Genomic DNA, 18,717 nt, shown 5'->3' with positions numbered 1-18,717 from the left:
TCTTTTAATGTACGGCGCAGCAGTTTCATTCTCAGCTTGGCATCTTTTTTACGCCCGCGTAATAAAAAGTTCATGCGCGAAGATTTAAAACCACGGAACTACATCAGCTGGAACAGATTGTTGCTTTTGGTTTCTTCGGACATGTGCTCACGGTATTTAAAATAGAGCTTGCGGTAGGCATTATATTTTTTAATTTGCGATGTAATGCGGTTACTACCGTGCTCAGCATCCACCATAGCGGTGCTAAAGCTGTATTTAATACCGGGACCATATTTCAGGATTAATTTAATCCAGACATCACGGTCCTGCTGTTGTTTAATCTCAGGGGAAAAACCACCCACGCCTGACAGTTTCTCTTTCGTTGTCAGCACCTGATTGCCCACCACGTTTTCGCAGAGGATATCCTGTAAGCCAATTATTCTTTTATCGTTGGTATCAGGGTAAGTGCGGTGAGTTTTATCCAGGCGGGCTGGAGTATCTGTGACAAAGGCATAGTTTTTATCGTAGCGCGAAACCAGCTTTGCTAAACGCTCAGGGAGGAAGTAATCGTCGTCATCCAGACCGGTGACAAACACACCGTGCGAGAGTGCGTAACCCCGGTTGCGGCTGAAGTTAGAGCCGCTGTTCTTCTCGTTACGCTCATAAGTGAAATGCACAAAACGCGCCTCACATTCTGATCGTATACGTTCAATAAGTTGCGCCGTTTTTTCGTTCGAACAGTCATCAACAATAATCAATTCTACAGCAGGGTAAGTCTGAGCAATTACTGAGCGAATGGCGCGTTCCAGCAAATCCTCTCTGTTGTAGGTGGTGATGATTACTGAAATCAGTTCGTTCATAGCGTGCTCGTCTGTTAAATGACATTTTTCCACCGGGAGAATACCTTTTTCCCGGTGGAGAATCAAAACGATTACTTTATGATATCCCGGTGCTTGTTTTGCTCCAGGAATACAACCGACATTATAAGTGTCAGCATCCAGGCGACTGGCGTTGTTTTAGAATAGAACATGACGCCGCTTAAACCGAACATAATCATTGACGCTAAGAAAGCACAAAGAATAACGCTGTTCAGCTTTCGCAATGCATACCACGCAAGCGATATTACAAACAGAATATAAAGTATTAAACCTGACGGACCTTTTAAAGAAAGTGTCTCAACCACTTCATTATGCAAGTGACCGCGCATATGTTCTAACGCACCTGCCAGGCTAGGATCTTTTTTCACGACGTCAGTAATTTTGGCATTACGCACATCAGTGGATTGCCAGAAATAGTTATCTTCTGCCGCAATTAAACCGGTTTTCCACATGGCAAAACGCGCCCCAACGGACGTGGTGCTGTTGTCTTTATCATAGGCAACAATGTCGTGGTTTAAATCGTTATAACGCTGGATCAGGCTGTGTTTCATCATAAACATGCCCGCAAGCAACGCGACCAGAAGCACACCAACCCCTTTCCACGGAATATGCCTTTCTTTGTAGAACTTCACCACCAGCAGGCCGAAGAAGATGATGGGATACGCCAGAATAGCGGCACGTGTTTCTGTAGAAACCAGAATCAGGAAGGTAATAAAGAAGTGTCCAAGGATACCCAATTCTTTCCAGCGGGAAGCGCTGTGCTGCATTACAAGGATGGTATAGAAGGAGATAAAGGCGATGGTATACGCTGCACCCGTCGCGTTGGTACCGCCCTTGAGCGCAAGTGTTACCCTTTGACTATCAAGGAAAAAGTGTTGGTAGCTTGCATAAACAATAATCATCACCTGAAGCAGAACAGCCAGCAACACATGAACTTTATTGCTACCGATTTTGAGCTGGCTTCGGTTTGCAAACACAAACAGCGAAAATGCGCCAAATAAGCAGATTTTACCCACTTCCAGGTACGCGCGGTAAGAGTTAATCGCCGGGCTACTCTCTACCTTAAACATGCGATACCAGACGAGGTCGCAAATACCAATGACAAGCAGCACCAGGCACAGCCAAAATGCATCATGTTTTTTAAAGTTTTTAATATCCAGTAAAAATGCAACCAGAGCCACAATACCGGCAACACTAAATACTTTTATTGAAAAATTGGGTGAAACAATAACGCACCCAAACGCAACAGCACATAGCCCAAATAATAACTGTAATAAATAATATTGGGTCTTATCTAATGTTAAGTTACTCATCATCATTCCACTTACTGAAAGTAAAAAACAGGCTAGCACATCCCGTTACGCTTGTTGATCGTACCTGTGTTAACGAATATTGCGCCATTCATACGACTTACCGGTCGTATCCAGCACTGTCACATTCTTATCGTAACTGGCAAGCCAGGACTGTACTGACTGCACAGGTTCACCCTGACGATGAATGCCTAACCACAACTCCGCGAGCGTGTTTACATCGTCAGCCGACCAGGGCTTATTATAGTCGCCGATGAATTTATTTTTAGGATCAACCTGTTGCCCGTACCAGATAAACATCGGGATGTGCAGGGCTTCTCTCGGAGGGTTGACGTTGCCGTGAGAGTAAACCACCGAACGCTGCGGATCGCGAATCAGACCGTGATCGGAAAAATACATCACTGATGAACGCGAGTTTTCCAGAGTACGGAAGATATCACCCATCAGCGTATCGGTGTAACGCACTGAGTTATCGTAACAATCATCGGCTTCACTACCGCCACTCAAAACGGCCTGACTTGCCGGGAAGCGTCGACAGGCGGGCTCGTGGCTACCGTACAGGTGCAGGACGATGATTTTTTTGCCCGGTTTTTTCAGCGCCTCATTCAGTAACGGCAGCAGGTCTTCATCATAGCCCCCTTCTACCCACTGATGCTCCTTCGTGTTCATGGCGATGCCGGTAATGACATTATTATGCGCCCCGCCCTTGCCCTGGCGGCTAAACCAGTAGGTGTCATATCCCGCTTTATTGGCGATATTAATGACATTATCGCTGTATTTATGCGGGTCGCGCTTGCTCACAGTATCGGCTGTCATTGCTAATGGCACGGCCATAATGGTGACAGGCGCGGGGGTCACGGCATTGCGGAACAATAAAAGCTGCGATTTTTGTTTCTCCAGCTCTGGTGTGGTATCCCGTTGATAACCATAGATACCCATGTTTGCCGTGCGCTCTGACTCACCAATGATCAGCACATAGTTTTCAATCCCGGTGTCCGACAGCGTGAGTTTATAATCGGGAATGTTATTGCCAATATTGGCGACTACCGCGTTATCTTCTATCGCCTGCATAAACACTTTTGCAGTGCTGACCGGTGTGGCCTGCACGACGCGCTGCGCCATACTTTCGACATTACTTCTTCTGAGCTGATGCTGCCAGGCCTGGCCAATAAAGGCTGCGAGCGTTAATGCCAGCGCAATGCCCGGCCAGCGACGAAAACGCGGTGCAACGGGCCATCCGCCGGTGTTGGCGGTATAGATAAACAGCGCGGAAAACGCCACAAAGAGAATGCATTCACGCCAGTACAGCCCGAGCATCGAACTGGCTTCACCCGGTGTGGTATTTAATACGCTGAGCGCAAATCCGTAGCTAAATGCTGAATTGAAGTTATTCCACGCATATAACTGAAGCGTAAGATCAGCCGCGACCGGAATTAATAAAATCACCGCCAGTGCGTTTTTAATAAATTTATTATTTATGCATTTTAACGTCAGTAATATCAGTACAAATACCAGCGTCCGGTTAATCACCGCATTATATTTAGCATTTATAATATTAACGCCAATGACTATTAGCAGGGAAATGACTACTGTTAAAAAAGCGGCAAGCCGTGAAGGAGTATCAACCAACTTTTGCGAAAACAATGTGGACATAATGACCTGATTAGTCTGGCGAAATCTTTCCTGACGCAGTCATTATGACTGCAAGTATGAACGTGCGGAGAAGACTCGGTGGAGAAAAATTCGCCAGAAGTTAACAAGTAACCCCTGGAAAGTCAAACCGCTAAAAAGTAGTCAGGCACCCGTAAAAACGGGTGCCTGGAGGCAGGTTAATCCCAGCTCAGGATCACTTTCCCGGACTGGCCTGAACGCATCGCGTCAAAGCCCTGCTGGAACTCATCGATGGAGAAGCGATGAGTAATGATTGGCGACAGATCCAGACCAGACTGGATCAGTGCAGCCATCTTGTACCAGGTTTCGAACATCTCACGGCCATAGATACCTTTGATGAACAGCCCCTTGAAGATGACTTTATTCCAGTCGATAGACATGTCTGACGGCGGAATACCCAGCATGGCAATACGGCCACCGTGGTTCATGGTATCCAGCATGGTACGGAACGCCGGTGGCGCACCGGACATCTCCAGGCCCACGTCGAAGCCTTCGGTCATGCCCAGCTCGGCCATCACGTCGTTCAGGCTCTCTTTAGACACATCCACCGCACGGGTGACACCCATTTTGCGTGCCAGCGACAGACGGTATTCATTCACGTCTGTGATAACAACATTACGCGCGCCGACGTGTTTCGCCACAGCAGCGGCCATAATGCCGATTGGGCCAGCACCGGACACCAGCACGTCTTCACCCACCAGGTCGAACGACAGCGCCGTATGCACCGCGTTACCGAATGGGTCGAAGATAGATGCCAGATCGTCGGAAATGTTGTCCGGGATTTTGAACGCGTTGAATGCCGGGATCACCAGATATTCTGCGAAGCAGCCAGGACGGTTCACACCTACGCCAACCGTGTTGCGGCACAGGTGCGTACGGCCACCGCGGCAGTTACGGCAGTGGCCACAGGTGATATGGCCTTCGCCAGACACGCGATCGCCAATTTTAAAGCCTTTTACTTCCTGACCAATGCCAACCACTTCGCCGACATATTCGTGGCCCACCACCATGGGTACCGGAATGGTTTTCTGCGACCACTGGTCCCAGTTGTAGATGTGGACGTCAGTACCGCAGATGGCGGTTTTACGGATTTTGATCAGCAGATCGTTATGACCGACTTCCGGCTCCGGCACGTCGGTCATCCAAATCCCTTCTTCTGCTTTCAGTTTGGATAACGCTTTCATCTCACGTCCTCAGGCAATCACGCCCAGTTGTTTGCCGATGCGGGTAAAGGCTTCAACCGCACGTTCAATTTGTTCAGGCGAATGCGCCGCAGACATCTGGGTGCGAATACGCGCCTGACCTTTTGGCACCACCGGGAAGAAGAACCCGGTGACGTAAATCCCTTCTTTTTGCAGTTCACGGGCAAAGTTCTGCGCCACAACCGCATCGCCCAGCATTACCGGGATGATCGCATGGTCAGCACCGGCCAGAGTAAAGCCTGCGGCACTCATTTTTTCACGGAACAGACGGGCGTTGGACCACAGACGGTCACGCAGCTCTGCACCCGATTCCACCATCTCCAGCACTTTAATGGAGGCAGAAACAATGGCCGGTGCCAGGGAGTTGGAGAACAGGTACGGACGGGAGCGCTGACGCAGCCACTCAACCACTTCTTTGCGTGCAGCGGTATAACCGCCGGACGCGCCGCCCAGAGCTTTACCGAGCGTGCCGGTGATGATATCCACACGGCCCATCACGTCGCAGTATTCGTGTGAACCACGGCCGTTTTCGCCCACAAAGCCCACCGCGTGAGAGTCATCGACCATCACCAGCGCATCGTATTTGTCGGCCAGATCGCATACGCCTTTCAGGTTGGCAATCACACCGTCCATGGAGAACACGCCGTCGGTGGCAATCAGAACATGGCGAGCACCGGCTTCACGCGCCTCTTTCAGACGAGCTTCCAGTTCAGCCATATCGTTGTTGGCATAGCGGAAACGCTTCGCTTTACACAGACGCACGCCATCGATGATGGAAGCGTGGTTCAGGGCATCAGAAATAATCGCATCTTCTGCACCCAGCAGCGTTTCAAACAGGCCGCCGTTAGCATCGAAGCAAGAGGAGTACAGGATCGCGTCTTCCATTCCGAGGAAGCTCGCCAGCTTTTTCTCAAGCTGCTTGTGGCTGTCCTGCGTGCCACAAATAAAGCGCACAGAGGCCATACCAAAACCGTGGGTGTCCATGCCGTTTTTCGCAGCGGCAATCAGCTCAGGGTGATTCGCAAGACCTAAATAGTTGTTCGCACAAAAGTTAATCACATGGCTGCCATCGGCGACGGTGATATCCGCCTGCTGCGCAGAAGTGATGATGCGTTCTTCTTTGAACAACCCTTCCGCGCGTGCGGTGTCCAGGTCGCTGTTTAACTGTTTGTAAAAATCACCACGCATTGCATTCTCCAGACTCGGCAAATTTCGGGACATATTACCCAAACCTATAGTTTATGACGAGATGACGCAGTATCTCTTGTCGTTTTTGCAGCATAAATCACGTGTACCCTTGCGCTATGTCGGTGAATGGCTGAAGGGCAGCCATACTAATGATATGATAGGTACATTAGCGTCCGGGATTGTCCCCGGACTCCACACTTCAAAGGTTACAGTTATGATCATCGTTACCGGCGGCGCGGGCTTTATCGGCAGCAACATTGTTAAGGCTCTCAATGACAAAGGCATCACCGACATCCTGGTGGTGGACAACCTGAAAGACGGCACCAAATTTGTAAACCTGGTGGATCTGAACATTGCTGACTATATGGATAAAGAAGACTTCCTTATCCAGATTATGGCAGGTGAAGAGTTCGGCGAAATCGAAGCTATCTTCCACGAAGGTGCGTGCTCTTCCACCACCGAGTGGGACGGCAAGTACATGATGGATAACAACTATCAGTACTCTAAAGAGATCCTGCACTACTGCCTGGAGCGTGAAATTCCGTTCCTGTATGCCTCTTCTGCGGCTACCTACGGCGGTCGTACGTCAAACTTCATCGAATCCCGCGAATATGAGCAGCCGCTGAACGTGTATGGCTACTCTAAGTTCCTGTTCGACGAATACGTGCGCCAGGTTCTGCCAGAAGCGAATTCCCAGATCGTCGGCTTCCGTTACTTCAACGTTTACGGGCCGCGCGAAGGCCACAAAGGCAGCATGGCGAGCGTGGCGTTCCACCTGAACACCCAGCTGAATAATGGCGAAAGTCCGAAACTGTTCGAAGGCAGCGATAGCTTCAAGCGTGACTTCGTGTATGTGGGCGACGTTGCGGCGGTGAACCTGTGGTTCTGGGAAAACGGCGTGTCCGGCATCTTCAACCTGGGTACCGGCCGTGCGGAATCCTTCCAGGCCGTTGCAGACGCAACCCTGGCGTACCACAAAAAAGGCAGCATTGAGTACATTCCGTTCCCGGAAAAACTGAAAGGCCGCTACCAGGCATTCACTCAGGCTGACATGACCAACCTGCGTGCCGCCGGCTACAACAAGCCGTTCAAGACCGTTGCCGAAGGCGTAACGGAATATATGGCCTGGCTGAACCGCGACGCGTAAGAAGTAAGCATGAAGATACTGGTGATCGGCCCGTCATGGGTGGGCGACATGATGATGTCGCAAAGTCTCTATCGCACGCTCAAGGCGCGCTATCCCCAGGCGATAATCGACGTGATGGCACCTGCATGGTGCCGTCCGCTGTTATCGCGGATGCCTGAAGTTAACGACGCTATCCCGATGCCGCTCGGCCACGGGGCGCTGGAAATCGGCGAACGCCGCAAGCTCGGCCACAGCCTGCGCGAAAAGCGCTACGACCGCGCTTACGTGCTGCCCAACTCGTTTAAATCCGCTTTAGTGCCCTTCTTTGCTGGCGTGCCTCATCGCACCGGCTGGCGCGGTGAAATGCGTTACGGGTTACTGAACGACGCCCGCGTGCTGGATAAATTGGCCTGGCCGCTGATGGTGGAGCGCTATGTGGCGCTGGCCTACGACAAAGGCGTGATGCGCAGTGCGAAAGATCTGCCGCAACCGCTGTTGTGGCCGCAGTTGCAGGTTAACGATGGCGAAAAATCCCAGACCTGCAATGCGTTTGGTATTTCTGACGAACGCCCGATGATCGGTTTCTGCCCTGGCGCAGAATTCGGCCCGGCAAAACGCTGGCCGCACTATCACTACGCCGAACTGGCAAAACAGCTTATCGACGAAGGCAACCAGATTGTTCTGTTCGGCTCGGCGAAAGATCACGAAGCGGGCAATGAAATCCTTGCCACGCTGAGCACAGAACAGCAGGCCTGGTGCCGCAACCTGGCCGGGGAAACGCAGCTGGAACAAGCCGTTATTCTGATTGCCGCCTGTAAAGCCGTGGTTACCAACGACTCTGGCCTGATGCACGTTGCAGCTGCCCTTAACCGCCCGCTGGTTGCCCTGTATGGCCCAAGCAGCCCGGACTTCACCCCGCCGCTGTCACACAAAGCGCGCGTTATTCGCCTGATTACCGGCTACCACAAAGTGCGTAAAGGCGATGCGGCGCAAGGCTATCACCAAAGCCTGATCGACATTACGCCAGAGCGCGTGCTCGAAGAGCTTAACGAACTGCTGTTGAGCGAAGAAGGATAACGAATGCGGGTATTGATCGTTAAAACCTCTTCGATGGGCGATGTTCTGCATACGCTGCCATCTCTGACGGACGCGATGCAGGCCATTCCCGGCATTCGTTTTGACTGGGTGGTGGAAGAAGGCTTCGCGCAGATCCCCACCTGGCATGAAGCGGTCGACCGCGTGATCCCGGTGGCTATCCGCCGCTGGCGTAAGGCGTGGTTCTCCGCGCCGATCAAGGCAGAACGCAAAGCGTTTCGCGATGCGGTGCAGGCTCAGCACTACGATGCCATCATCGATGCGCAAGGGCTGGTCAAAAGTGCCGCACTGGTGACGCGACTGGCACACGGCGTAAAGCACGGCATGGACTGGCAAAGCGCTCGCGAACCGTTGGCAAGCCTGTTCTATAACCGTCGCCATCATATTGCAAAGCAGCAGCACGCGGTGGAACGTACCCGTGAGCTGTTCGCCAAAAGCCTGGGTTATGCCAAACCTGAAATGCAGGGCGATTACGCCATTTCACAGCATTTCCTGCATAATTCACAGCAAATTAGCGCGCCTTATCTGATTTTCCTCCATGCCACCACCCGGGATGATAAACACTGGCCGGAAACCCACTGGCGTGAGCTGATTGGTTTACTGGGCAACGCAGGTTTGCGCATCAAACTGCCGTGGGGTGCCCCGCATGAAGAAGCACGCGCCAAACGCCTGGCGGAAGGGTTTGATTACGTGGACGTCTTGCCACGCATGAAGCTCGACGGCGTAGCGCAAGAGCTGGCGGGCGCGACGGCAGTGGTATCGGTAGATACCGGCCTGAGCCACCTGACGGCCGCGCTGGATAGACCTAATATTACGCTTTACGGCCCAACGGACCCGGGCCTTATCGGCGGCTACGGAAAAAATCAATATATCTGCCGCCCGGAACATTCATCGCAGTTGAGCGACCTCAGCGCCGCTGCGGTATTTGCGCAATTAGAGCCTTTGCTGGCAGCAGAGAGAGCCTATGTCTGATTTTTTCTCAGCGGAGCGCCCACCAAAGCGCGTGCTGATCATTAAGCTGCGTCACCACGGTGACGTGCTGCTTACCTCGCCGGTCTTTACCGTGCTGAAAAAGAACTGGCCGAACGTTGAAGTCGATGCGCTGGTCTACGACGACACGCAGGCGATGCTGACCAGCCACCCGCATATCGATCAGGTGCATACCATTGGTCGCAACTGGCGTAAAAAGGGCTGGTTCGAGCAATTCCGTCTGTATCGCGCTCTGGTCAATACGCTGAAAGGGCGCCAGTACGATGTGCTGATTAACCTGACCGAACACTGGCACGGCGCGCGCCTGGCGCGTCGGCTGAAGCCGCGTGTCTCCGTTGGCTTTAAACCGGATAAGCGCGGTGGGCTGGCACGTCGTCGCTGGGTGAAATCCTTCACCACGCTCTACCCGGCGATTCAGGACAACAGCCGTCATATGGTGGAAGTGAACCTGGACGCCCTGCGCCGGATCGGTATTCACCCACAGTCTGATGAAGACAAACATACCCTGTTTGTACCGGGTGACGCGGCAGAAACCTCTGTTGCAGAGAAACTGGCCGGTTTTGGTCTACAGAGTAAATCCTACATTCTGGTGCACCCGACGTCGCGCTGGATGTTTAAAGCCTGGGATATCAAAAAGCTGGCGGCGACAATCGATAACCTGGCGGCTCGTGGCCTGCCGATTATCCTTTCTGCCGCGCCGTCAAAAGAAGAAACCGCGTATATGGATGAGCTGCGTGCTGCGCTTACCCAGCCGGTGTTTGATTTAAGCGGTCAGCTGAACCTGAAAGAGCTGGGCGCGTTGATGAAGCACGCGCGAATTTACTTCGGCGTTGACTCCATGCCAATGCACCTCGCCAGTGCTGTGGGGACCCCGACCGTGGCTATCTTTGGCCCAACCGGGGCAATTAAGTGGGCACCGTGGGGTGTAAATTACCGCGTGATCACTGCCGGGTTTACCTGCCAGCCTTGCGGCAAGGCGGGCTGCGGTGACGGTGGCGTTTCCGACTGCATCACCGCCATTACCCCGCAACAGGTGCTGAGCGCTATTGATACCCTGCTGCTGGAATATCCTGCATGAAGCTGGCTATCGTCCGACAGACCTACAACCCCAACGGCGGCGCGGAGCGTTTTGTGTCCCGCGCGCTGAACGTGCTGGCCCAGGACACGACTCTGGATGTCACGCTGATTGCCCGCCAGTGGGAAGATGCGTCAGGCTGGAAAACGCTGACGGTAAATCCGCCGTTCCGTAACCGTGTTGCCCGTGAATCCGGGTTTGCAGTGGAAGCGGCCTCGCATTTTGCTCAGTTCGATATTGTGCAAAGCCATGAGCGTATTCCCGGGGCAACCATTTTCCGCGCCGGCGATGGCGTACATGCCACCTGGCTTGAGCAGTATGGCCGTATTTTATCGCCGCTGGCACGCTGGGCGCAGTCATTCAGCCGCTACCATCGCTATATTTTGCAGGCCGAAGCACAGATGTTTACCCATCCGCAGCTGCGCACCGTTATCTGTAACTCGAAAATGGTGCGTGATGACATCGCCCGTCGTTTTGCCTTGTCGGATGACAAACTGACCGTTATCTACAACGGCGTGGATACGGCGCATTTCAGCCCGACAGTCCGCTCGTTGTCGCAGCGCGCTGCGCTCGGCATCCCGGAAGATGCGCCAGTGCTGGCGTATGTCGGTTCTGGTTTTAGCCGTAAAGGCGTGGCCACCGCGCTGCGTGCCATTGTCCCGCACTCTGATGTCTGGCTACTGGTTGCCGGTCGCGATAAACACGCGCGTAAATTTGAAAAGCTGGCACAGACGCTCGGCGTGGCGTCACGCGTGCGTTTCCTGGGGCCGGTGGCGGATGTGCGTGAAGTTTACGGCACGGCGGATGCGCTGATCCTGCCGACGCTCTACGATCCGTTCCCGAATGTCTGCGTGGAAGCGCTGGCCTGCGGTCTACCGCTGCTCACCAGCCACGGCTGCGGCGCGGCTGAGTGGATAACTGAAGGTCAAAACGGCTGGGTGCGCGACGCACTCGACAGTGAAGGTTACCAGCAAGCTATCGCCCACTGGCTGAAAGGCCGTGCCCAGGGCGTTGATTATTCAGCGGCTGCGCGCGCAACAGCTGAACCTTACACCCTGGACAGAATGGCAAAAGAGCTCCAGGCGCTTTACCGCGACCTGCTGCGCTGAGCCGCTTCAGAGAAAACTTTCTCCATCGCGTCCAGCATACATTCGCGAGTAAAGTGGGTGCTCAGGTAATCATAACCTTGCTGCGCCAGCTTCTCGCGAAGGTCTGCGTCGTCATACAGTTTTACGATGGCATCATGCAGCGCTTTTTCATCACGCTGAGCGACCAGAATCCCCGTCTGACCATCAATCACCGCATCCGCCGTCCCACCCGCATCGGTCGCGATGGTGGCAATGCGAGACGCCAGTGATTGCAGGACACCCTGGGGTACGCCTTCCATATCGTGTGAAGGACTCAGCGCAATATCAAACGCCGGGAACCAGCGCTCAGGATCGCTTTGATGCCCCGCCATCACCACACGCTGTTGTAATTCCAGCCCGACGATTTCCTGCTCCAGCGTGGCCTTGTGCGGCCCTTCCCCGACAATCGCCAGCTTGATGTGCGGGTTATCAATTTGCGCCAGGGCGCGCAGCAGCACGCTGTGGCCTTTATTCGGACGCAGATGCGATACCACCCCCAGCCAGAAATCCTCCTGCGACAATCCGCAGTGCGTGCGGGCATCGTGTTTATCCGCCGGATGAAAACGCTGCGTATCCACACCGCTCGGCACGGATGTGCTCTGGGACATAGGTACGCCAATATTCGCCACCTGATGACGCAGCGCTTCACCGGTGGTGACGATATGGGCGCAGGCTTTACGGAACAGCCAGCGCGTCGTCCAGTTATTGCGCGGCACACCGGACGCATGGCGCGTGCGCACCAGTGGCACAGGGTTCGACAGCGTCAGGTTTGCCAGCGCAACCAGCCAGGTATCAGCAGAGTTATGGCTATTGATGACATCAATCGATTTTCGGTTGTCACTCAGCCAGCGACGTAGCAATTGCAGGTTTTTAAGGTTCTTACGTTTTAACGGCATGGTGACAACCGTTAACCCGGCGCTTTTCGCCATCGCGTGCAGCGGCGCAGTTTCCGGGCAAAGAATGGTCACCTGATGGCCACGCTGAATCATGCCTAACGATTCGTTAATAATGCGCAAAGGCTGCCCGCCTTTACCACCGTCTGCTTCAGTGTGAACAATATGCATACATTTCCTGTTATGAATCTCGCCAGCGTGACGCTAATTTGCCGCCCGAGGGGATCTTTAACCCCTCCAGGCATATGTTTTTAGTATCCACCAGATATAATACAGCACGAATGGTACCACCAACATGGGTGGCCTGCCCTGAACACAACGGAGAAAGCATGTCCGACACACCTTTATTGAGCCTTGTGGTCGCCGTCTATAACGGTGAAAAATTCCTGAGTGCATTTTTCGACAGCATCAAAGCTCAACATCTGGACAGTCTGGAGCTTGTCGTTGTGGACGATGGGTCAAGCGATAACTCTGCGGCGATCATTGCGCAATACGCCAGTGAATTCCCGTATTACAAGGTTATCGAACAGAGCAACCAGGGCGTCTCTGCCGCCCGTAATACCGGTCTGACTGAGGCCACAGGCGAGTATGTCGCGTTCCCGGACATCGACGATGTGATCTACCCGGGCATGTACCCACGTCTGCTGGAGATGGCGAAGAAAAACGATCTCGACGTCGCCACCTGTAACGGCACCTATATTTATGATGACGGCAGACCTGCGAAAAAAATCTTCCCGTCTGACAAGCTGCAATCCACAGACGTGCTGGACGGCCCAACCTGGCTTCAGCGCGCGCTGGCATCACGTAAATTCCTGCATGTGACCTGGCTTAATATTTATCGCCACGCCTTTATTAAAGCGCAGGGATTCACGTTTGAGCATGGGCTGCGCCATCAGGATATTCCGTGGACGACCGAAGTGCTGCTGACCGCCAAACGCGTACAGTACACAGACGAAACCTTCTACGACTATCTCATCCATTCTGCATCGGTATCACACACGCCGGGCACGGATGACACGCGGATGCGTAACGCGCGCCACTATATGAAAATCCTTGAAATGCTGGACGTTATCAACCAGCGCTACCCGGATGCCGTGCGCCGCGTACCGGCCTGCCAGTGGCAAATCGCGAAAGAGGGTCTGGGGATCCTGCACGCGATTAACAACATTGGCGATACAGCCAAAAAGCGTGAAATTATCCAGGAACTGTTCGATCGCGGGATCTGGACACTTATCTGGAAAAACGCCCGTGGGCTTCGCCAGCACTGGCGCCTGGGTCGCCGTTATTTCCGTTTAAAGCGGTATCTGGCATAAGAGATAGCTTTACCTGGCTTAAATGCTTAGAATTTGCCCGCCGAAACTAAAAAAAACGGATAATCGCTTGGAATTGTTGTATACCGCCCTGCTCTACATCATTCAGCCACTGGTGTGGCTGCGACTGTTGCTTCGTAGCCGTAAAGCGCCTGCGTACCGAAAACGCTGGGCTGAACGCTATGGCTATTGCCGCAATAAAGTCGCCCCGGACGGTATTTTGCTGCATTCCGTTTCTGTTGGCGAAACACTGGCGGCTATTCCGCTGGTACGCGCCCTGCGCCACCGTTACCCCTCTTTGCCGATCACCGTCACCACCATGACCCCGACCGGCTCTGAGCGCGTGATGTCCGCATTTGGCAAAGACGTGCATCACGTCTATCTGCCTTACGATCTGCCCTGCGCCATGAATCGTTTCCTGAATACCGTTCGCCCTAAGCTTGTGATCGTGATGGAAACCGAGCTGTGGCCGAATATGATTTCCGCCCTTCATGCCCGTAAGATCCCGCTGGTTATTGCCAACGCGCGCCTCTCTGAGCGCTCGGCTAAAGGCTACGGCAAGCTGGGTAAATTTATGCGTCGCCTGCTTGGCAAAATCACGCTGATTGCCGCACAGAACGAAGAAGACGCCGCGCGCTTTATCTCTCTCGGCCTCAAGCGCAACCAGCTTGCGGTGACCGGCAGCCTGAAATTCGATATTTCGGTCACGCCTGAGCTTGCCGCACGCGCTGTCACGTTGCGTCGCCAGTGGGCCCCGCGCCGCCAGGTCTGGATTGCCACCAGTACCCATGACGGCGAAGAAGAGATCATCCTGCAAGCGCACCGTAAGCTGCTGGAAAAATTCCCGGATTTACTGCTGATTCTGGTGCCGCGTCACCCGGAACGTTTCAAAGACGCCCGCGAGATGGTGCAGAAAGGCGGTTTCAGTTTCACCCTGCGCAGCAGCGGCGAGATCCCGTCCAGCAGCACCCAGGTGGTGATTGGCGATACGATGGGCGAACTGATGCTGCTGTACGGAATTGCCGACCTCGCCTTTGTGGGCGGCAGCCTGGTTGAGCGCGGCGGTCATAACCCGCTGGAGCCTGCGGCGCACGCGATCCCGGTGCTGATGGGCCCGCACACATTTAATTTCAAAGATATCTGCGCTAAATTGCAGCAAGCCGATGGCTTAATTACCGTGACCGATGCGGACTCGGTGGTCAAAGAGGTGTCAAACCTGCTGACCGACGAAGATTACCGTCTGTGGTACGGCCGCCATGCCGTCGAGGTGCTGCATCAGAACCAGGGCGCACTGACCCGTCTGCTGCAACTTCTTCAACCTTATCTGCCTCAGCGGAGCCATTAATGTCTCAGCGTCTGTCGGTCGTCATGATCGCCAAAAACGCCGCCGATCTGCTTCCCGATTGCCTGGCCTCTGTGGCCTGGGCTGACGAAATTGTCCTCCTCGATTCAGGCAGTGAGGACAACACGGCAGAGATAGCCCGTGCAGCAGGCGTGAAGGTGTACACCAATACGGACTGGCAGGGTTATGGCGTGCAGCGTCAACGCGCGCAATCTTACGCGACCGGTGACTATGTGCTGATGATCGACACCGACGAGCGCATTACGCCAGAGCTTCAGCAGGCGATTCAGGGCGTGCTCGCCGCGCCTCAGTCAGGCGCTGTATACAGCATCGCGCGTCGTAACTATTTTCTCGGCCGGTTTATGCGCCACAGCGGCTGGTACCCTGACCGCGTGATGCGCCTGTATGAACGCGAGCGTTACCAGTACAACGATAACCTTGTGCATGAATCCCTGGCCTGCGATAACGCGCCGGTAGTCGCCTTAAACGGTGATTTACTGCACCTGACCTGCCGCGATTTCGCCAGCTTCCAGCGTAAACAGCTCAATTACGCGACCGCATGGGCACAGGAACGCCATCAGCGTGGCAAGAAAGCAACGCTGACCGGTATTTTCACCCATACGATCGGGGCATTTCTGAAAACCCTGCTGCTGCGTGGCGGCGTGCTGGACGGAAAACAGGGCTGGTTACTGGCGGTCGTGAATGCCCAGTATACTTTTAACAAATACACCGAGCTGTGGGCGCTGAGCCGCGGCTACTCAGAGAAAGCGTGAGCCATGAGCACAAAAGCGATTTATCCGGGTACCTTCGATCCAATCACCAACGGTCATCTTGATATCATCACCCGCGCGGCAAGCATGTTTGATAAGGTGATTCTGGCGATTGCCGCCAGCCCAAGCAAAAAACCGATGTTCGATCTTCCCGAGCGCGTACAGCTCGCCACCGATGCGATTTCGCACCTGTCGAACGTTGAGGTCGTGGGGTTCAGCGATCTGATGGCCAACTTCGCCCGCGCCCAGCAGGCCAATATCCTGATCCGCGGCTTACGCGCGGTGGCTGACTTCGAGTATGAGATGCAGCTGGCGCACATGAACCGCCATCTGATGCCGGATCTGGAGAGCGTGTTCCTGATGCCATCAAAAGAGTGGTCGTTTATCTCTTCCACGCTGGTGAAAGAGGTCGCCCGTCATCACGGCGATGTGACCCACTTCCTGCCGGTGAACGTCCATCAGGCGCTGATGGAAAAGCTTAAGTAGCCGTCTGATTGCCGGGCGGCGTTACGTTTGCCCGGCTGGCAACTGCATTACTTCTGGCACTGGCGGCAGTAGAACGTGGCACGCTGAGCGTGCTTCGTGGCAATAATCGGTGTTCCACACACTCTGCACGGCTCGCCCTTACGGCCATACACCTGCAACTCCTGCGCAAAATAGCCCGGCTTACCGTCACTTTGCAGGAAATCCTTCAGCGTAGTTCCACCCTGCTCAATCGAACGCAGCAGTACCGCTTTAATCACTCTGACCAGCAGTTCGCACTCCTGAGGCGACAGCGACGACGCCAGGCGGTCGGGATGAATGCCCGCAGCAAACAGCGATTCACTGGCGTAGATATTGCCCACGCCCACCACCAGCTTGTTATCCATCAGCCAGGGTTTGATCGGGGTTTTCTTCTTCGCGCACTTCTCTTTCAGGTAGTCTGCGTTAAAGGCGTCAGAGAGCGGCTCAGGCCCCAGATGTGCCAGCACGCTATGCCCTTCAAGCTCTTTGGTCCACAACCACGCCCCAAAGCGGCGCGGGTCGGTGTAGCGCAGGACTTTGCCATTGCTCATCACCAGGTCCACATGGTCATGCTTTTCGGCGGGTAACTCTTCACTGAGGATACGCAGGCTCCCGGACATCCCCAGGTGGATGATAATCCAGCCATCCGGTAGTTCCAGCAGCAGATACTTGGCGCGGCGCTGCACGCTCAGAATCGGTTTATCACTCAGGGCGTGGATCTCGTCGGAAACCGGCCAGCGCAGACGGCCATTGCGCACGACAGCATGAAGAATAGTCGCGCCAACCAGATGGGGTTCAATACCGCGGCGGCTGGTCTCTACCTCAGGTAATTCAGGCATGGTTCCTCCGTTGAGAGAGTCAGAATGCAAAAAACCCCGCAGGAGCGGGGTTTTTCAATACAAGGAGACTAAAATTATTTAATTTTAGCTTCTTTGTACAGTACATGCTGGCGTACAACTGGATCGAATTTTTTCAGTTCCAGTTTTTCCGGCTTAGTACGTTTGTTCTTCGTGGTGGTGTAGAAGTGACCTGTACCAGCAGAAGAAACCAGCTTGATTTTCTCGCGAATACCTTTAGCCATGATTTATTTCCTCTTTAAGTACTTAGTACTTTTCGCCACGGGCACGCAGTTCGGACAGAACTGTATCGATGCCTTTCTTATCAATAACACGCATACCTTTAGCAGATACACGCAGGGTGACAAAACGCTTCTCGCTCTCAACCCAGAAACGGTGAGAGTGCAGGTTCGGCAGGAAACGGCGTTTAGTCGCGTTCAGTGCGTGGGAACGGTTGTTACCGGTCACCGGACGCTTGCCAGTAACTTGGCAGACTCGGGACATGTCTATTCTCCAAAAATCAAATTAGCTCGAGCTTCGTATGGGGTATCGGCGCCTCGTCAGGCTTTACAGCCCGGTCATCGCAGTTCTAAGCGAACTCTCGATTGCCAGGCCCAATTGCCAAACCCGAGATTCTCAAAGGTGGCGTAGTATACGCTGACTCGGCGATGTGCTCAAGTCCCGAACAGACAAAGATCCCGATGGATCGCGTGAAATGGTCTAAATCCAACCATGTTCTGCAAAAGAAACGTACTCTCCGCGACCAATTATCAGATGGTCCAGCACACGAATGTCCATGAATTGACAGCATTTGGTAATGCGCGCGGTGATCTCTTTGTCGGCTCTGCTCGGTTGCGCACAGCCTGAGGGGTGATTATGCGCGAGGATCACGGCGGCTGCATTCACTTTTATCGCTTCCCGCACAATTTCTCGCGGATGGACTTCAACGTGGTTCAGCGTTCCCGAAAACAGATGGCAGTGCTTCAGCACCCGATTTTTATTGTCGAGGAAGATCGCCATAAAGATCTCACGCTCGGCATCCGTCAGCTGGCTTTGCAGGAATTCTCTCGTCATGTCAGGGGTTAAGAGCGAATCCTCTTCCAGCATCCGCACGCTGTAAAAACGCCGGGCAAGCTCTGCAATGCCTTTCAGTTGGGCATATTTCGCCACACCGATACCCTCAACATGCTTAAATTCTGCCAGATCGGCAGTCAGTAAGCCGTATAGCGAACCAAAGTGTTGCAGCAGCTCGCGCGCCAGAGTGAAAACCGTTTTCCCTGGTGTACCAGTGCGTAAAAACAGTGCCAGCAGCTCATCATCCGTTAGCGACGTAATGCCAAAATTCAGCATTTTTTCACGCGGCAGCATGGGTGAAATATGTTCCATATCCCTGTCTCCTTGTGGTTGCCGTCTATGCTGCC

At 53.7% G+C, this 18,717-nt stretch carries 19 protein-coding genes; 9 read left to right on the top strand and 10 right to left on the bottom strand.

From position 1 onward, the window contains the following. Positions 1–98 precede the first annotated feature (98 nt). From M987_RS06535 to kbl, 5 genes are all read right to left on the bottom strand, one after another. Positions 99–839 carry a glycosyltransferase gene (locus M987_RS06535; protein ID WP_246866459.1) on the bottom strand — a complete coding sequence of 247 codons (741 nt, stop codon included), beginning with the start codon at positions 837–839 and terminating at the stop codon, positions 99–101. A gap of 71 nt (positions 840–910) precedes the next feature. Then, positions 911–2,170 carry an O-antigen ligase family protein gene (locus M987_RS06530; protein WP_014068366.1) on the bottom strand — a complete coding sequence of 420 codons (1,260 nt, stop codon included), beginning with the start codon at positions 2,168–2,170 and terminating at the stop codon, positions 911–913. A gap of 69 nt (positions 2,171–2,239) precedes the next feature. Further along, positions 2,240–3,820 carry a phosphoethanolamine transferase family protein gene (locus M987_RS06525; protein ID WP_014068365.1) on the bottom strand — a complete coding sequence of 527 codons (1,581 nt, stop codon included), beginning with the start codon at positions 3,818–3,820 and terminating at the stop codon, positions 2,240–2,242. Positions 3,821–3,996: 176 nt separating this feature from the next. Beyond that, positions 3,997–5,022, bottom strand: coding sequence for an L-threonine 3-dehydrogenase (tdh, locus tag M987_RS06520; protein WP_014068364.1), 1,026 nt, complete (start codon positions 5,020–5,022; stop codon positions 3,997–3,999). 9 nt (positions 5,023–5,031) lie between these two features. Beyond that, the gene (gene kbl / locus M987_RS06515; protein WP_014068363.1) at positions 5,032–6,228 is read right to left on the bottom strand and encodes a glycine C-acetyltransferase; all 1,197 of its coding nucleotides are present in this window, start codon (positions 6,226–6,228) and stop codon (positions 5,032–5,034) included. Between the two features lie 214 nt (positions 6,229–6,442). On the opposite strand from kbl, the gene rfaD reads away from it, so the two are divergent. The 5 genes from rfaD to M987_RS06490 are packed head-to-tail and all read left to right on the top strand — an operon-like array spanning position 6,443 to position 11,623. After that, complete coding sequence (gene rfaD / locus M987_RS06510) at positions 6,443–7,375, top strand: ADP-glyceromanno-heptose 6-epimerase (protein WP_014068362.1); 933 nt, start codon at positions 6,443–6,445, stop codon at positions 7,373–7,375. A 9-nt stretch (positions 7,376–7,384) separates the two neighbouring features. Then, complete coding sequence (rfaF, locus tag M987_RS06505; RefSeq protein WP_014068361.1) at positions 7,385–8,431, top strand: ADP-heptose--LPS heptosyltransferase RfaF; 1,047 nt, start codon at positions 7,385–7,387, stop codon at positions 8,429–8,431. A gap of 3 nt (positions 8,432–8,434) precedes the next feature. Further along, positions 8,435–9,421 carry a lipopolysaccharide heptosyltransferase RfaC gene (gene rfaC, locus M987_RS06500; RefSeq protein ID WP_014068360.1) on the top strand — a complete coding sequence of 329 codons (987 nt, stop codon included), beginning with the start codon at positions 8,435–8,437 and terminating at the stop codon, positions 9,419–9,421. Beyond that, positions 9,414–10,517, top strand: a complete 1,104-nt coding sequence (gene rfaQ / locus M987_RS06495) for a putative lipopolysaccharide heptosyltransferase III (RefSeq protein WP_014068359.1) — start codon at positions 9,414–9,416, stop codon at positions 10,515–10,517. The genes rfaC and rfaQ overlap by 8 nt, the downstream gene beginning before the upstream one ends. Beyond that, entirely contained in the window at positions 10,514–11,623 is a 1,110-nt protein-coding gene (locus M987_RS06490; protein ID WP_014068358.1) for a glycosyltransferase family 4 protein, read from the top strand. The genes rfaQ and M987_RS06490 overlap by 4 nt, the downstream gene beginning before the upstream one ends. On the opposite strand, the gene M987_RS06485 is transcribed toward M987_RS06490, so the two are convergent. After that, complete coding sequence (locus tag M987_RS06485) at positions 11,602–12,705, bottom strand: glycosyltransferase family 4 protein (protein WP_014068357.1); 1,104 nt, start codon at positions 12,703–12,705, stop codon at positions 11,602–11,604. The genes M987_RS06490 and M987_RS06485 overlap by 22 nt on opposite strands. A gap of 158 nt (positions 12,706–12,863) precedes the next feature. On the opposite strand from M987_RS06485, the gene M987_RS06480 reads away from it, so the two are divergent. The 4 genes from M987_RS06480 to coaD all read left to right on the top strand — a co-directional run bounded on the left by M987_RS06480 (position 12,864) and on the right by coaD (position 16,442). Then, entirely contained in the window at positions 12,864–13,847 is a 984-nt protein-coding gene (locus tag M987_RS06480) for a glycosyltransferase (RefSeq protein WP_014068356.1), read from the top strand. A gap of 67 nt (positions 13,848–13,914) precedes the next feature. Further along, complete coding sequence (gene waaA / locus M987_RS06475) at positions 13,915–15,189, top strand: lipid IV(A) 3-deoxy-D-manno-octulosonic acid transferase (protein WP_041161977.1); 1,275 nt, start codon at positions 13,915–13,917, stop codon at positions 15,187–15,189. After that, positions 15,189–15,959 (top strand): glycosyltransferase family 2 protein, encoded by a 771-nt coding sequence (locus tag M987_RS06470; RefSeq protein WP_014068354.1) that lies wholly within the window; start codon positions 15,189–15,191, stop codon positions 15,957–15,959. Before waaA ends, M987_RS06470 begins: the two co-directional genes overlap by 1 nt. Before the next feature lie 3 nt (positions 15,960–15,962). Next, positions 15,963–16,442: a pantetheine-phosphate adenylyltransferase gene (coaD, locus tag M987_RS06465; protein WP_014068353.1), complete on the top strand. Its 480-nt coding sequence runs from the start codon at positions 15,963–15,965 to the stop codon at positions 16,440–16,442. A gap of 47 nt (positions 16,443–16,489) precedes the next feature. Here coaD and mutM read toward each other — a convergent pair whose 3' ends face one another. From mutM to radC, 4 genes are all read right to left on the bottom strand, one after another. Then, positions 16,490–17,299, bottom strand: a complete 810-nt coding sequence (gene mutM / locus M987_RS06460) for a bifunctional DNA-formamidopyrimidine glycosylase/DNA-(apurinic or apyrimidinic site) lyase (protein ID WP_014068352.1) — start codon at positions 17,297–17,299, stop codon at positions 16,490–16,492. Between the two features lie 74 nt (positions 17,300–17,373). Next, positions 17,374–17,541: a 50S ribosomal protein L33 gene (gene rpmG / locus M987_RS06455; protein ID WP_003024094.1), complete on the bottom strand. Its 168-nt coding sequence runs from the start codon at positions 17,539–17,541 to the stop codon at positions 17,374–17,376. A 22-nt stretch (positions 17,542–17,563) separates the two neighbouring features. Next, positions 17,564–17,800, bottom strand: a complete 237-nt coding sequence (gene rpmB / locus M987_RS06450) for a 50S ribosomal protein L28 (protein WP_002436699.1) — start codon at positions 17,798–17,800, stop codon at positions 17,564–17,566. Positions 17,801–18,016: 216 nt separating this feature from the next. Further along, positions 18,017–18,682, bottom strand: a complete 666-nt coding sequence (gene radC, locus M987_RS06445; protein WP_014068351.1) for a RadC family protein — start codon at positions 18,680–18,682, stop codon at positions 18,017–18,019. Positions 18,683–18,717 lie beyond the last annotated feature (35 nt).

It is taken from the genome of Enterobacter soli ATCC BAA-2102, from assembly GCF_001654845.1.
GTDB classification, from domain to species: domain Bacteria; phylum Pseudomonadota; class Gammaproteobacteria; order Enterobacterales; family Enterobacteriaceae; genus Enterobacter; species Enterobacter soli.
Note: the sequence above shows the minus strand (reverse complement) of the source record. Positions and strands in the feature narration are given on the sequence as shown.